We start from the raw sequence: 14,719 nt of genomic DNA, 5'->3' as shown, positions 1-14,719 counted from the left end.
AGCCTTATTGCCCCATAACGTCGCTGAATTTTTCTTTGTTCGCCGTATCGTTCGTCAATGCGCCGGCTGCGTCGAACGCCAGAACCTTGATGGTGGAACGATCCGGATAACCTGCCGGAAGGCCGGCATCGGGACGCGCAGGGATATAGCCCATGCCGACCGCAAGCTTCTGGCCTTCTTCCGATAGGAGGAAATTGACAAAGGCCTTGGCTGCCTCGGGGTTCTTCGCCGTAGAGAGAATGGCCACCGGTTCGGTTACGGCCGAGACGCCTTCCTTCGGGAATACGAACTCGACCGGCGCGCCTTTGGCCTTTTCGCGGATCGGCATGTAATCGACGATCATGCCGAAAAGTTTGTCGCCACCGCTGACAGCTTTGAGGACATCGCCATTGCCGCCTGCGGCCTGTGCACCATTCTTGGCGAGCGCGGCATAGAAGTCCCAGCCCTGTGGCAGGTTTTCCGTCAACGTCACCGTATGGATCATCGCAGCACCCGATGTCAGCGGGCTTGGCATGCTGACCAGGTTCTTGGCCTCGGGCTTGGTGAGGTCGCTCCAACTCGAGGGAACGAATGGCGCCTTGGTGTTGTAGACGATGCCTGTCGTGATGAGTTTGGTGGAGAAATAGGTACCGTCCTTGTCCATCAGCGCCGGATCGATGCCATTGGTATCGGCATCCTTGAACGCGAGAAGACGGCCCTCCTTCTTCAAACCTTCCATTGTGACAACATCGGAAAGCAAAAGAACATCGGGCTGAGGATTGCCGGCTTCGATTTCGGCGCGCAGCTTGGCCATGATCTTCGGTGTTCCGTCACGAACCCACTCGACCTTGATGCCGGGGTTCTTTGCCATAAAGGCATCTGTCGTTTGTTGTGCGTCGGTGTTGGGCTGACTTGTATAGAGAACGAGTTTACCATCAACGGCGAAGGCTGGATGCAGCCCGGCGGCCAGTAAAATTGCAGCGGTGAGAAGTTGACGCACGATGATTCCCTTTTATCAAACGAGACATGCCCGCTTCTCTATTATGCGGGCACAAACGGATTGGCCACCCTTATACAAGCCGGATAACGGTTCTATGACATATATCCGAAAGTCGCATTTTCCCTGTCGGGTATCATCAGGCTGGCGCATTGTGCATTGGCAGCTTCAATATTTTTCGCTTGTCACGTGGCTGTTATGAACAGACAGTACAAGAAAAAATTGCACAGCTGCGCAATAGGGTGGAACTGAAGTATGCGGCCATTTCTCTCGGTCGAGAAGATGAGCGTTGGCTATGGCACAACGACCGTTCTCGATAAGCTTGACCTCGGTATTCATAAGGGCGAATTCGTCGCTCTGCTGGGCTCGTCGGGCTGCGGCAAGACAACGCTATTGCGCACGATCGCAGGATTTACCAAGCCATTTTTCGGTTCGATCCGGGTGGCGGATCGCGACGTTACGCAAATGCCGCCGGACAAACGCGGCATGGCGCTTGTTTTCCAGTCCTATGCGCTGTGGCCGCACATGACTGTTGCCCAGAACATCGGCTATGGGTTGAAGTTGCAGCGACGGTCGCGAGAAAACATCGACGCGCGGGTCAACGAGATGCAGAATCTGCTCGGCCTTGCGGGCCTTGGCGATCGTAAACCTGGACAGCTTTCCGGCGGACAGCGGCAGCGCGTCGCGCTCGGCCGGGCCTTGGCAATCGATCCGGAAATCCTGCTGCTTGATGAGCCACTTTCCAATCTCGATGCGCGCATTCGCCTTACGGTGCGACATGAAATTCGCTCCCTGCAGAAGCGGCTCGGTATCACTGCGATCCATGTCACCCACGATCGCGAAGAAGCGATGGTGATGGCGGACCGCATCATCATCATGAATGCGGGTTGTATTGAACAGGAGGGTTCACCGGAAGACGTTTATAACAAACCCGCCTCCCCTTTTGTGGCGGCATTCATGGGGGCTGAGAATCTTCTGTCGATGCGGGCCCGAGTCCAAGGCGAGCAGGTCGAACTCATGGAAGGTTCGTTCAACCCTTCGGTCGTCACGGCACGTGCCGGACGAACATTGGCAACCGGCCCGATTGAACTGCGTTTCCGTGCCGAGGCGGCACGTCTCGCACGTTCTGAGGATAAGACGGTCCTGCAACCTGGAACGCTGGAGTTACGTGGCCAGGTTACAAGCGTCAGCTATCCGGGTGGCCATTGGCGTCACGCAATCAGGCTGGGTGAGAACGAGATCCTTGTCGATGCTGATACGCCCTTCAATCAGGGCGAGACAGTACGGGTATGCATTCCGGCCAAGTCGCTTTTTATCTTCAACGTTGTCGAAGGCCTGGCTGAGGCACGCGCGCATTAAACAAATTGGACGCCGGAAACCGGGCCGCCAAAACAACACTGCAACTGTTCACTTTTCTCAAGGGAGATAACAAATGAAGACACTTCTGCAGGCCTCTCTCATCCTCGGACTGGCGGGGACCCCCGCTGCGGCTGGCGATCTTACGGTTTTGACAGCCGGTGACCAGAACATGGTCGACTACATCAACGACTATCTCGGCCCTCTCTTCGAGAAGGAAAATCCGGGCACGACAGTTCGCGTCGTTGGCACAGGCCCAGGGGACGCCGGATCGCAGAAGATCGTCGAGCGGTTCGATGCACAGGCAAAGGCCAATGTCGACAAATGGGACGCGGACGTCGCGGTTGTGCATGAGAAATTCGCCGGGCCGTTGGTTAAGGACGGTTATCTCGAATCGTATCGCTCGAAGATACCCTCCGGCGAGATGGTTACCAGCGAAAAGGCAAAGATGGCGCTCGGCGCAAATGTCGATGGTTACGTCATGCCGATGTTTTCAAGCCAGACCGCAATTGCCTACAATCCTGCGCTCATTCCAAACCCGCCAAAGAGCTACGAGGAGCTTGTTGCCTGGGCCAAACAGAATCCGAAGCAGTTCGGCTATAACGGCATCAAGGGTGGAGCGTCAGGCGTCAGTTTCGTCATGGGCTGGATCTATGCCTTCGGCGACGGCGACGCCAACAAGCTTATGAATGGTCCATTCGAGGAAGCCGAGACCAAAAAGTGGGACAAGGCCTTCGCCAGTCTGAAGGATTTCACGACCAACGCCACCCTTACCCCGGGCAATGCTGGCACGTTGGATATGCTCAGCCGCGGCGAAATCGCCATGGGACCGGTCTGGGTCGACATGTTCTATTCGTGGCAAGCAGATGGCAAACTGCCACCTGAGATGAAGTTGTTTCTGCCCGCGCCGGGTATGCCCGGCCAACCGATGCACTACGTGATTCCCTCCAAGAGCCCGAATACGGAACTGGCCGAGAAGTTCGTTGCGCTTGCCACGAGCCCGAAAGTTCAGGCTGACGGTATCGTCAAGCGATTCAACTGGTACCCTGGCATTGATGCGAAGTTCGTGCAGCCGGAACTGGACAAAGCCAGCTGGGACAAGCTCTTCGTCGACATTTCCCCTGCTGATCTTGCAACCAAAGCCAAGCCTTTCCCGATCGCACCGTATAACTCGGCGATCCTCGAGGCTTATGAAAAGAATGTAGCCAACTAATATGTTCTATTTCCTGGGCCATTGACATCTGTCGGTGGCCCCCTCCCCTTCCCGGAACATTTTGATGCAGACGCGCTTCCTCGCCCTTCTCCTTGTTCTTCCGGCACTGATCATGATCGTGCTGTTTTTCATTGTGCCGCTTTTTGCATCTATCCTCGGTGCATTTGAGGTCGGCGACAGTTTCGGCCTCGGCAATTTCAGCAAATCGTTCGATCTCTATTCCAGGGACATGATCTTCACCGTGGTCATCGTCTCTATCTCGACCGCGCTCATTGGAATTTTGTCTATCGCGATTGGCGGATACCTTACCCTTGGCGAGAATCCGCGTTCCGTTGCCATCCTGCGCTGGCTTTATCGCTGGCCCATGTTCATTCCCTTTATCGTTGTCGGTCAGGTCTTGCGCACCTTTCTGGCCAAGAACGGTCTGATGAACAACATCCTTGTGAGTCTTGGAATATTGACGCCGTTGCAGACGACCGGGTTTCTCGACTGGCGCGGTATTGTGATTGCATTCGTCTGGAAGCAGACGCCGTTCGTGACCCTGCTTGTTGCCGGGGCCATGGCATCGCTCGATCGCAGCACCATAGAAGCCGCACGCAATCTTGGCGCTTCGCGCCTACGTATTCTCATCGAGATTGTCGTGCCGCAGGTCTCCGGCACGTTGCTCGTCGGTCTGATCCTTTCCTTCGTCACGATGATGTCTGTGCTGTCCGTCCCGCTGATGATCAACGCCCAGTCGCCAACCATGCTGACCGCCGATATCGCTTTTCGGATCAATGCCCACGGTGACTACGGGGTCGCCAATGCGCTCGGCGTGATTTCTTTGCTTTTGACAGCTGGTGTGGCACTGATATATCTGCGTCAGACAATGAAGGACCGCCTATGACGGCTCATATCGATCTCTGGTGGCTGCCGCGGGCCTTCATTCTTGGGCTCCTTGCCTTCATCATTTTCGGGCCATTGACCAATCTGCTTTTGTGGACGGTGGCGGAGAAATGGTATTTCCCGCATATGCTGCCGTTGGAATACGGGTTCACTTTCTGGCAGAGGGTATTCTCTCCGCGCGGTAATGCGATGGCATCGTTGATGACCAGTATCGTCGTCGCGACGCTCACCGTCATCGCGTCGCTGGTTTTGGCCATTCCTGCAGGCTACGCTCTATCGCGGCTCAAACTGCCGTTTCGCGGTTTGATCCTTCTCGCATTTCTTATCCCTCAGGCTTTCCCTAACCTTCCGGTCTACGTAAACATTGCTCGGTTTTTTTACGAGATTGGCCTTAACGGAACCATTGCCGGCGTCGTCATGGTGCACGTTACGCATGGCCTGGTGTATGCGGTATGGATTGCTACGGCGGCATTTTCGGCGGTGGATATCGATCTCGAAGAAGCGGCGCGTTCGATTGGTGCAGGGCCGCTTCGCGCGTTTCGCGATGTCACGCTTCCTCTTGCCGCTCCCGGTCTCATGGCCAGTGCCATCTTCGTTTTCCTGGAATCGCTCGACGAATTTACCGGCAGCTATTTCGTCGGCGCGCCCGTCGTGAATACCCTGCCGCTATTGCTATACACTGCGGGTTCAGGTGGAAATTATCAGATTGCGTCGATCACCGCTCTGCTGTTACTCGTACCCTCGATTGGCTTCATGCTGGTGGTGGAGCGATTCTTGCGGGCAGATGTGCTTTCCAAGGTCGGACATTGAAAACATGAAATCTAAAAACAAGCACGCTTCCAATGACGACAAGCAATACGTCAGTGCGCTGCAGGTTGCGAAACACGCGGGTGTATCTCGCTCGGCGGTGTCGAGAGCCTTTACACCTGGGGCAAGCGTCTCGGCAAAAAAGCGCGAGAAGATCATGGAGGCCGCGGAAGCGCTTGGCTATCAGGTCAACGATCTAGCGCGTGGTCTTTTGGCTCGAAAGAGCCGTCTCGTGGGTTTGGTCGTTACCAATCCCGAACTCGGCTATCGCGCGCATTTGGTTGCGGCGCTGACCAAGGCGCTCATTCATCGGGGCAGTGTTCCCATAGTGATCAATACTGGCCGCACCGAAGAAGAATTGGTTGCAGCACAAAAGACGCTTTTTGGTTATCGCGCGGAAGCCACCATCATCCTCTCCGGTTCGCCGCCCTCGTCTTTCGTCGATCTTGCCCGCCGCAATGGCCAGCCATTGATCGTTCTCGGCCGCTCGGAAACGGGAGCAGACGACGTCAATATCGACAATGAAGGCGCCGGCCGTGAGGCCGCACGGTTTTTTCTCGCCGATGGCATAAAAAAACTGGGTTTCGCCGGGGCTTTATCAGGCACACCCACGACGGTCGAACGCGAGTACGGGTTCCGGCGGGAAGCCGAACTGCACGATGCTACTGTCCTGACCGGAAATGGTAAGAATTCGGATTATGCGGGCGGGCAGGAAGCCGCTCAGCAGCTCTTCGCTATCGGGAGCGATAGCCCTGATGCAGTGTTCTGCGTCAATGATCTGGTGGCATTCGGCTTGATCGATTATGTGCGGAAACACACGGCACTTTCGATTCCAGAAGATCTGTCCATTGTAGGATTCGACGATATTCCGGAAGCGTCATGGGATGCCTACAATCTTACGACGTTTCGGCAGGATGCGAACACTATGGCTGCGCATGCAGTGGCGCTTCTCGATCGCCGCGAGGCTGAACCGGATCGCCCGCCCGCTCATGAACGCTTGAATACTCGTCTTATCCTGCGCGGCAGCGCGCGTATTCCTGAATCGTATAGATCCTAGAAACCCCTTGGAACTTCCTGCATGAAAATCATCCAAGTGACTGATCTGCATCTGGTGGAGCCGCGCTCAACCCTGTGTGGTCTTGATCCATTGGTGCGTCTGCAGGCTTGCATCACCGACATCAACCAGAATCACGGCAACGCCGAACTGGTAATCTTTACGGGCGATCTGAGTGACACGGGGGAAGAGATTACGTATCGGGTCCTGGCGGAGGAACTCGCGAAACTGCTCCCGCCCTTCCGTCTGATGCTCGGCAACCATGACGAGCGCAATGCTTTTCTGAACGTCTTTGATACTGTCCGTGCGGAGGACGGCTTTGTCCAGAGTGTGGAAGACACTCGCGAAGGCAGGCTGATCATGCTCGATACGCTGGTTCCTGGCCGGCCAGAAGGTCGTCTGGATGAAACGCGATTGCGCTGGCTTCAGCAGCGCCTTCTGGAGGCCAGGGACCGTCCGGTGTTTCTGTTCTCACACCACCCGCCTTTTCCTATTTACATGCCGCTTTTGGACCGGATGGGCATCATCGAAGCGGATGCACTCTATGCACTGCTGAAGGAACACGGCAATGTTCGGCATATTTTTGCTGGCCATGCACATCGGCCGATCGCCGGGAGCTGGCGGGGTATTCCCGTCAGCGTCCTGCGCGGCACCAACCATCAGTCGGCACTGGATTTTTCACCGGATAGAATTGCGGTTACGCACGAGCCGCCCGCATATGCTGTGATTTTCATCGATCGGGACAGCGTCATTGCGCACTTCCATGACTTTCTGGATCGAACGGCGGCGTATCGCTGATACGCTCGACCTACGCTGGCAAATCGCGCAAATTCGCCTTGCCTTGATGGGCGCGGATTTGTTCAGATGGAACAACCGAATACGTTCTTCGATAAAGCTTGGAAAAGCGACCCGGATTGGAGAAGTGTAGCTTGGCCGCCAGCTCCCTCACGGATGTTGCTTTCCCGCTGCAAATGATTTCATGGGCTGCAGCAATGCGGCCATTCAGCAAAACCTGGATTGGCGTGGCTCCGCGGTATTTGCGAAACAGGCGCTGCAGGGCGCGGATGTTGATGCCGGCGGCATCGGCGATGTCTGAAATGCTGACAGGATTGCAAATATTATTTTGGATAAACTCTTCCGCCAGAACCAACTGCTGCTGGGTGTCGCGTGAAGAGCCTGTCCTATTCTTGAGCGTATGTTGCACAGGGTTTGTGGGCGCGCTAGATTCTTCGATGCTGAGAACTCTCTGCCTGAAACTGTAAGCCGAATCATCTGCCATTGTGAAATACCTGATCGAGCATGAAGGAGATCCAAACCTGGGTAGGATACAATCTGGCGTAGAATAATTGTAGGCGTAAAACGCAGGATTGCATCACTAAATACTTCAGAGTCGGGGATTTGAAAATTCGACCTTAGTGTTAGTCCCAGAGCAAGCTGCGTTGACAGCTGTCAACTAAGCGGGTGGGCTTGGTGCGAGGGACGCCCTGCTAAAGCTGAGTTGACAGCTGTCAACTCCATCTTTGAGGATGGTTAAGACGCTCTTCTTCGATTCATCGTTTGTAAACCACATTTCCATACAGTTTAAACGATTGCCAATATTTGTAAGCGAGTACGAAATTGTCCCAGCGTAAACAGGCATCCACGACCACACAGCCGATTCCCGCTATTTCCCGCCGTCATCTTTTGGCGGGTGCAGGGTCTATGGCCGTGCTTGGAATGACCGGCTGCACTCAAACGACCCTCGAACTGCCGTCCATGGATATAGACGCGATGCCGACCAGCGGCATACGGCCTCAAATCAGCATTGATAAATCCGTCACTGTTCCGGAGGTTATGTATGCTGCTGTGCAGGAGGGTCCGTACTCGCTTCCCGCGGTTCCGTATCAAAAGGTTCCAGTCCAGTTCCGGCGGCAGATAGTTGTCGATCCCACAGGCGAGCAGCCGGGTACGATTGTCGTCCGCCTGCAGGAGCGTTTTCTCTACCTGGTCCAACCGGGCGGAGATGCCATTCGCTACGGCGTCGGTATCGGCAAAGACGGCTTCCTTTGGAGTGGCCGCGCCAATATTCAGTACAAGAAGGAATGGCCCCGTTGGACGCCACCACGCGAAATGATTCAGCGCAAGCCGGAATTGGCCAAATACCAGAATGGCATGGACCCGGGTCCGCAAAATCCGCTGGGCGCCAGGGCTCTCTACATTTTCAAGGACGGCGTCGATACCGGCTATCGGATTCACGGATCGCCAGAATGGTGGTCGATCGGGCAGTCGATGTCATCTGGCTGCGTGCGTCTGATTAATCAGGACATCATCGATCTTTACAGTCGCGTCTCCGGAAAAGCGACGGTCGTGGTTGGCTAGAGGCGCCAAACACGCTAATAATGCGAATCAGCCCTCCCACACGATTCATCCTGTTTATCCGGCGGTACCTGCGCTTCGCCCAACGGAAGCTAAATTCATTATAGCATCCGTTTAAGCAATCGTTTACCATAGTTTCAATGGTTTATGATTCTGGTGAGTTACCTCTCAAAGATCTGCTTCAACCCGTCATTGCTGCTGAAGACGCGTTGGCGCGGCTTGACGACAGGGTCGGTCGCAAGAATGATCTCGGCGACACGAACGGACGCCGGACGCGCGACGGACTTTTGCGCGAAAATGAGGGCTGGATAGAACGCTCGCATTTCATGGAGGCGTGTAATGCTCTCTGGCTGGCGGGGGAGCTTGTTCATGTCGAAGATTTGGTTCTCCATGACGCACGCATGGACATCCGCACTCCGACGCATGAGCTGACAAGGGCTCATGCCATTTTGCGTACGCGACGCCAGATTGCTGCGAGCCCGCCGGCTTGGTCGTTCAGTTCGAAAGGTCTCGCTAATCTGCGCGGGCGGGCAACCAGCGAGTTTGCCGTGCTATCTGCTGAAACCATGCCAGCGGTTGAACCCGTTACGGACGATGAGACCGAGGTCAAATCTGATGCCGAAAACGCCTTCGAAGACGAATTGGCGAAATTGGATGCGTTGCTGGACCGTTCGTCGCGGCTGCTTGCGCAACCAGCGGAGGTTGGCGGGGGGAGGGGAGGGAGCAGGCCTCCACCGGCCGAGGTCACACTGGATGGTGACCCGCTGGTATACGACCCGGATTGGGATGAGGATGCGCGGATCGAGCGATGGCTGGCGGTTCATGACCGGAGCCGTGATTTGCCACCACTACTTGCGGCTGCAGTAGTCTGGGACGCATGGGAGGATATCGAACCATTGCAACACCAGCACTGGCTGGGTCCAATGCTCGTGTCCGCCATGCTCAGAGAACGGGGCAAGACCAGATCGCATCTCACAGCCTTCAACGCGGGATTGCGTTCCATTCCGCGCGAGCGCCGCCGTGCCCGCGATCATACGACACGGCTCATTGCTTTTCTGGAAGCGGTTCAGATATCGAGCTTGTCAAATCTGAAGGAAGTCGAGCGGCTGAGTCTTGCTCGGATGCAAATGGAGCGAAAATTGAAGGATCGACGCTCCACATCAAGCCTTCCCGGCATGATCGATCTCATTTTGTCACGGCCCATGGTATCAACAGCTCTGATTGCCAAGGAATTGAAGGTTTCCCAACGCGGGGCGCTAAATCTCATCGGTGAACTTGGCGTGCGTGAAATGACGGGCAGGGGACGTTACCGCGCTTGGGGTATCGTCTGAAACACCCGGATAGCCGATGAGAAGTGGGATCGGGTTTTGTTTCCGGAACTCTAGGCAGAAAAGCTCGCTAGTACACTACCGAAAGTTACCAGAAAACGGTCGTTTGGGAATGCCGATAATAGCTTAGTGAGCATCTCTGTAAGCGACAAAATGCCTGAAAACAAAGGAAAACGGACGTTTGGATGACGGGAGATGCGCACTTCAGGTCGATTGCTGGCCTAGCGTCAACATCACTGCGTGCACCCGACCGCCTTCTTGAGCCTTTAGTCCGATAGGCCGAAGCTAAGCCGTAGATAACTACCGTGTGGCGAATAATATTAACGTAAACAGTGAGTTAATGGCCGCAGAGTTCGCGCCGGCGACACTTCGAATCGGAGCGGGCAATTGCGTTGTGGCTTCTGACTAACGATTTCAATTTGAAGCGCTTAGCCGGAAATTGGGTGTCGATTTCTGGCTAAGGACTTCAATTCTCAGCGTGCAGGCGGTGCGTAAACCTATGTAGATCAATGAATTGGTCGCAAATGACTCAGTAACAATGGTTAGTCTCGATTTTTCTGCAGCTGTATCGATGTACTACCAATTCGCTGCCTTTCGCCTGAGCTACTTTCTAACGATCTCAATGGCTTGTCGAATTGAAATACCTAACCAGAAAATTGAAATCCTTAGCCCGAAATCAGCCTCAGAATGCCCGAAAATCCAACAATCATATGACGTTTCCGGATTGAAATGCCAGAAGCACACTGGCGCGCCTCGACGAGCGGATCGCCCGTTCGCCGGTCGGCGCGAGCTGGATCGAACGAGCCCATTTCGCAGATGCCTGCGCCTCGTTGTGGATCGATGGCGAACTGGTGCATCTCGAGGACCTCGTCCGGCACGACGCCACTCGCGACATCCGCGCCCCCACCCACGAACTCACCATCGCCCGCGATGTTTTGCGGACGCCGGCACATCGCCGCCCAACCGCCCGGCTGGGCGCTGTCGGCCGACGGTCTGCGCAGCCTCCGCGGACGAGCCTTCGGCATCACATGGCGACGACAACACCGTGGCGATCGACGCCGGCGAGCTGGACAGCAGCGCGAGCGGAGGAGGAGAGGGGGAGGACGACGATGACGGCGCCAGCGCGCTCGGCGCCGAGTTTGCTGCCATCAATGCGCTGCTCGCCCGCGCCGACGCTGCCATCGAGGACGCCAGACGGCCGGCCGCGCCGGCGGCCGTGCTGCCGAAAGGATCCGTTGGTCTACGATCTCGACTGGGACGAGGACGAACGGCTGGAGGAATGGCGCGGCGTGTTGCGACAGGCCGAAAACCTGCCGGCGGTGCTGCAGGCGATCATTGCTCTCGATGCCTGGAACGAACTTCCGTCCTTCAGCCTGCGCCTTGGCTCGGCCGGCTATTGGCCGCCTCAATCCTGCGTCAGGCGGGCGTCACGTCAGGCGCCCATCTCGCGGCGATCAATCTCGGCCTCAAAACCATTCCCGTCGATCGGCGCCGCCATCGCGACCGGGAGACCCGGCTCCTCGCCATAGCGCATGGATTGATCGCCGCGGGGGAAATCGGCATCAAAGAACTTGATCGGCTGGCGCTTGCCCGCACTCTGTTCGAGCGAAAGCTTGAAGGGCGCCGGGCGTCGTCAAAGTTGCCGGAGCTCGTCGAGCTCGTCATGGCAAAACCGTTGGTGTCGGCCGGGATCGTGGCCAAAACGCTCGACGTGACGCCGCAGGCGGCGCTCCGGATCGTCGGCGAGCTCGGGCTGGGGGAGATGACTGGCAGAGGGCGGTTCCGGGCGTGGGGCGTGTTGTAGCATTCTTAGCGCTTGCCATGCTCGGTTCATATTTTCCCGCAAGCGCCGCTTTGTCCTGTCGCCGGAATCGTTCCGCTACTCGCTGCGATCATCAACTTGACTTCCGCTTTCTTACCGTGCTGATCAACGCCTCGATCGCAGGCCCCAGTTTGTCTTTCTCCACAGATGCAGCCCAATCGGATCGGGCGGGAATTTGGTAGGAGCGGACTGTACGAAGGGCAATCAAGGTGCGGTTCATCAGCGGCAACGATCCCTCCGCTATTATTGCATCGATGAACTCGTCAGCTTTGTCCCACTTTTGTGAAAAAAGCCTCGCCAGTGATACGGCTGCTATTTCAATTGCACCTTGTTTTGGACAAAGGACGCGCCCGAAACCTTCGATCTCGTGTTCAAGATGCCCGTCCGGGTCGAGGCTGGCACGCATCAGCGGAAAGGCGCATTGCCCGATAGCGAATAGGATCTGGGCATCCAGCCGGTCGTCGATGTCGCCAACGGATGCCATCGGAAGAAGCGACAGATGCGCGAGGATCATCCAGGCCGTCGTGTTCGCTAACATGCGGGGAAGCTCATCAAGCTCGACAGGCTCACCGTAGCGATTCCCTGCCCGGTCCGATCTCCACGCTTTACCCTTTCGGACAACGAGATCGACGACCTCGCCATTCGCAGCTTGGAGCGCGATATGCCTGTCCTCAAATATATCCTCTCGCGGTTCCATGTCGACGAGAGCTCTAACGATTTCGCGGCTGAATCCACCCGTGGTTTCTGCGAGAATGCGAATAGCTTGAGCACCGATTACTTCACCAAGAAAGAAACCTTCCAGCCGCGTTCCGAGCCAGTGACCTCCTTCGTAAGGATTTTCGGTCACCATTGTACCCAATATCTCGCTGGCTGCCTCCGCAAGTTCGGCTACAAACAAAGCAGGAATTGTCGGTACGACGACATCAATGCGGCCGCGGCGGTAAGTCCGGATCTGTCCTGTCGTCCGAAGCTCTCGCAGCGAGGCATGTGATTCTGCCGATAATGCATCCCGACGTATAACAAAACCATTCGACTGCTCAAGCGCGAGGTCCCCCGAAACCCCTTGATCGTCGGCAAGGGCGTCACGAGCAAGCGAGCGGTAAGCTCGCAGGAGCTCCGATTGGCCAGCAAAAGCGTCCTGCACATAGTCGATCAAGCCTACACCGAGAGTCGGTTGAAGCGTGACGCCCCATGTTTCGTCTTTGAAGCGCGGATTTCCCGCAACATGATCATAAATCGTACGCAAAACCCAAGGGACGCGATTTTCTTCGAAGAACGATGCGCCGGGGACAAAGAAGATCCGATTGTTCTCCATTATCGAGCAGGCGGCTTTGAATTCGTTAAGGTTCAAAGGACCAAGCTCGATTTCCTGGCTAAGTGATCCAAGCCTGGTGAAACCGCGTCCATTTCCCGTTCGCGTCAACCCTTCAGGTTGATCTGTTGTTAAGATTACTTTGAGCCGTTCTCCAAGTCCAAGATCGGCCAGCTCTTGTAGATCCGAAGCGATCGCACTACTCGGCCTAACGCCATCGATTGCAATGACAAGAGTCGGCCCCGCGGTTCCTTTCGACATTCGGCGCAGCCAGTGTCGAGCATCGTGAGGAGTGAGTGTCCATTCGAGTTCTCGCGAAAAGAGGTTCGAAACGGCCTGGAAGAGGCCTGGGCCAATATCCTGAAGCATCAGAACGGCCAGTTCGTCGCTCGAAGTCGTCCGCAGAGCTAGTTCGCAGAGCAAGTTTGTCTTGCCGCTTGCTGGTGGTCCGACCAGGACAGTGAAAAGATCGACTCTTGTAAGCGCATTGATTGCTTGCTCGGTGGCCTCGCGCGGAAAAATCAGGTCGCGAGCGACTGGGCGTCCTGCAGCGCCAGGCGGATCGGTCCACGTTTCGATCAATCCGGCGGTGCATTTACGAACCGCGCGCGGCCATATGTCGACCTCGCGGCCCATTAACGCCTCAATCGCCCAACGCATATCGGCCGCGGCAACCTTGCCAACGTTCTCTAATAGGTCTTGTCACATAAACTGAGTTGAAGTGGGGTTTGCCTCTCTATGGTCTGTTTCAGGCAGTCGCAATCGTTGCGATGTTCCACTGCGCCATCGCATTGAGACGATGGTGGCGGATGGCATTTGCTGAGCGGCTGGAGCGAGGTGGGACGAAGAGATTTCTAAGAGCTGAGAAGATCGCAACGAAGCGTTGCAGGCCTCCTTGAGATCGGAAGCCCTGCTTTATCCGCTCACGTTTTCGTAGCGGCAGGTGTGAATTCTCCGCCCGGTTGTTCAATCCTTTGTGGGAACGGTGTTCGAGGGTTGGCATGATCTGCCGCTTCGCTGCTGCATAGGAGCGGAGCTTGTCGGTGATCATACGCCTCGGCACCATGCCCTGCTTCTTCAGCAGACGCATCAGCAATCGCCTGGCAGCTTTGGTATTACGACGGTTTTGGACAATCTCATCGAGTACATAGCCTTCCTGATCAACAGCCCGCCACAACCAGCACTTCCTGCCTGCGATGGTGATCACCATCTCGTCGAGGTGCCAGACGTCAGTTCGGCTTGGCTGTTTGCGACGAAGGCGCCGGGCATAGCTCGGGCCGAACTTGATCCCCCAGCGCCGGACCGTTTCATAAGAGACAGTGATCCCGCGTTCCAGCAGCATTTCCTCAACGAGCCGCAAGCTCAATGGAAATCTGTAGTAGAGCCATACGGCACGGGCGATGATCTGAGCTGGGAAACGGTGACGCTTGTAGCTGACGGCAGGCTGGGTCATGCCGTGCCTTCTAGCTCAGAAATGCTGACGCTACGTTTATGTGACAAGTCCGTCTGGCGACATCATCTTCTCGTGCTCTCCTGGCGATCTCACGGAACTGGTGGATGTCGCAGGGCGACAAAATGAAGCGAATAAAATCATTAATATGTCGAGAAAAG

12 protein-coding genes and 1 pseudogene are annotated in these 14,719 nt (G+C 56.0%); 9 read left to right on the top strand and 4 right to left on the bottom strand.

All coding sequences use genetic code 11. The features are described 5' to 3' along the window. Positions 1-4 precede the first annotated feature (4 nt). The gene (locus tag FHS21_RS26825; protein WP_183664908.1) at positions 5-979 is read right to left on the bottom strand and encodes an ABC transporter substrate-binding protein; all 975 of its coding nucleotides are present in this window, start codon (positions 977-979) and stop codon (positions 5-7) included. Between the two features lie 252 nt (positions 980-1,231). Between FHS21_RS26825 and FHS21_RS26820 the strand changes: the two genes are divergently transcribed. The 6 genes from FHS21_RS26820 to FHS21_RS26795 all read left to right on the top strand — a co-directional run bounded on the left by FHS21_RS26820 (position 1,232) and on the right by FHS21_RS26795 (position 7,089). After that, positions 1,232-2,335 carry an ABC transporter ATP-binding protein gene (locus FHS21_RS26820; RefSeq protein ID WP_183664906.1) on the top strand — a complete coding sequence of 368 codons (1,104 nt, stop codon included), beginning with the start codon at positions 1,232-1,234 and terminating at the stop codon, positions 2,333-2,335. 73 nt (positions 2,336-2,408) lie between these two features. Further along, complete coding sequence (locus tag FHS21_RS26815; protein WP_183664904.1) at positions 2,409-3,545, top strand: ABC transporter substrate-binding protein; 1,137 nt, start codon at positions 2,409-2,411, stop codon at positions 3,543-3,545. Positions 3,546-3,609: 64 nt separating this feature from the next. After that, on the top strand, positions 3,610-4,431 hold the full coding sequence (locus FHS21_RS26810) for an ABC transporter permease (RefSeq protein ID WP_183664902.1): 822 nt from the start codon (positions 3,610-3,612) through the stop codon (positions 4,429-4,431). Further along, positions 4,428-5,240: an ABC transporter permease gene (locus FHS21_RS26805; protein ID WP_183664900.1), complete on the top strand. Its 813-nt coding sequence runs from the start codon at positions 4,428-4,430 to the stop codon at positions 5,238-5,240. The genes FHS21_RS26810 and FHS21_RS26805 overlap by 4 nt, the downstream gene beginning before the upstream one ends. A gap of 4 nt (positions 5,241-5,244) precedes the next feature. Then, complete coding sequence (locus FHS21_RS26800) at positions 5,245-6,294, top strand: LacI family DNA-binding transcriptional regulator (RefSeq protein WP_183664898.1); 1,050 nt, start codon at positions 5,245-5,247, stop codon at positions 6,292-6,294. Between the two features lie 21 nt (positions 6,295-6,315). After that, entirely contained in the window at positions 6,316-7,089 is a 774-nt protein-coding gene (locus tag FHS21_RS26795) for a phosphodiesterase (RefSeq protein ID WP_112524429.1), read from the top strand. A gap of 10 nt (positions 7,090-7,099) precedes the next feature. Here FHS21_RS26795 and FHS21_RS26790 read toward each other — a convergent pair whose 3' ends face one another. After that, the gene (locus FHS21_RS26790) at positions 7,100-7,570 is read right to left on the bottom strand and encodes a helix-turn-helix transcriptional regulator (protein ID WP_183664896.1); all 471 of its coding nucleotides are present in this window, start codon (positions 7,568-7,570) and stop codon (positions 7,100-7,102) included. A 422-nt stretch (positions 7,571-7,992) separates the two neighbouring features. Here FHS21_RS26790 and FHS21_RS26785 point away from each other — a divergent pair, with 422 nt between their 5' ends. From FHS21_RS26785 to FHS21_RS26775, 3 genes and pseudogenes are all read left to right on the top strand, one after another. Next, on the top strand, positions 7,993-8,649 hold the full coding sequence (locus tag FHS21_RS26785; RefSeq protein WP_112524435.1) for a L,D-transpeptidase: 657 nt from the start codon (positions 7,993-7,995) through the stop codon (positions 8,647-8,649). 137 nt (positions 8,650-8,786) lie between these two features. Further along, complete coding sequence (locus FHS21_RS26780) at positions 8,787-9,977, top strand: RHE_PE00001 family protein (RefSeq protein ID WP_183664894.1); 1,191 nt, start codon at positions 8,787-8,789, stop codon at positions 9,975-9,977. 737 nt (positions 9,978-10,714) lie between these two features. Next, positions 10,715-11,778 (top strand): annotated as a pseudogene (locus FHS21_RS26775) (RHE_PE00001 family protein); the annotation flags it as partial. A 91-nt stretch (positions 11,779-11,869) separates the two neighbouring features. Here FHS21_RS26775 and FHS21_RS26770 read toward each other — a convergent pair. Both FHS21_RS26770 and FHS21_RS26765 read right to left on the bottom strand, forming a co-directional pair. Next, complete coding sequence (locus FHS21_RS26770; protein WP_183664892.1) at positions 11,870-13,768, bottom strand: type I restriction endonuclease; 1,899 nt, start codon at positions 13,766-13,768, stop codon at positions 11,870-11,872. 88 nt (positions 13,769-13,856) lie between these two features. Further along, positions 13,857-14,561, bottom strand: coding sequence for an IS6 family transposase (locus FHS21_RS26765; RefSeq protein WP_183664890.1), 705 nt, complete (start codon positions 14,559-14,561; stop codon positions 13,857-13,859). Between the last annotated feature and the right edge of the window lie 158 nt (positions 14,562-14,719).

It is taken from the genome of Phyllobacterium trifolii, from assembly GCF_014192095.1.
GTDB classification, from domain to species: domain Bacteria; phylum Pseudomonadota; class Alphaproteobacteria; order Rhizobiales; family Rhizobiaceae; genus Phyllobacterium; species Phyllobacterium trifolii.
Note: the sequence above shows the minus strand (reverse complement) of the source record. Positions and strands in the feature narration are given on the sequence as shown.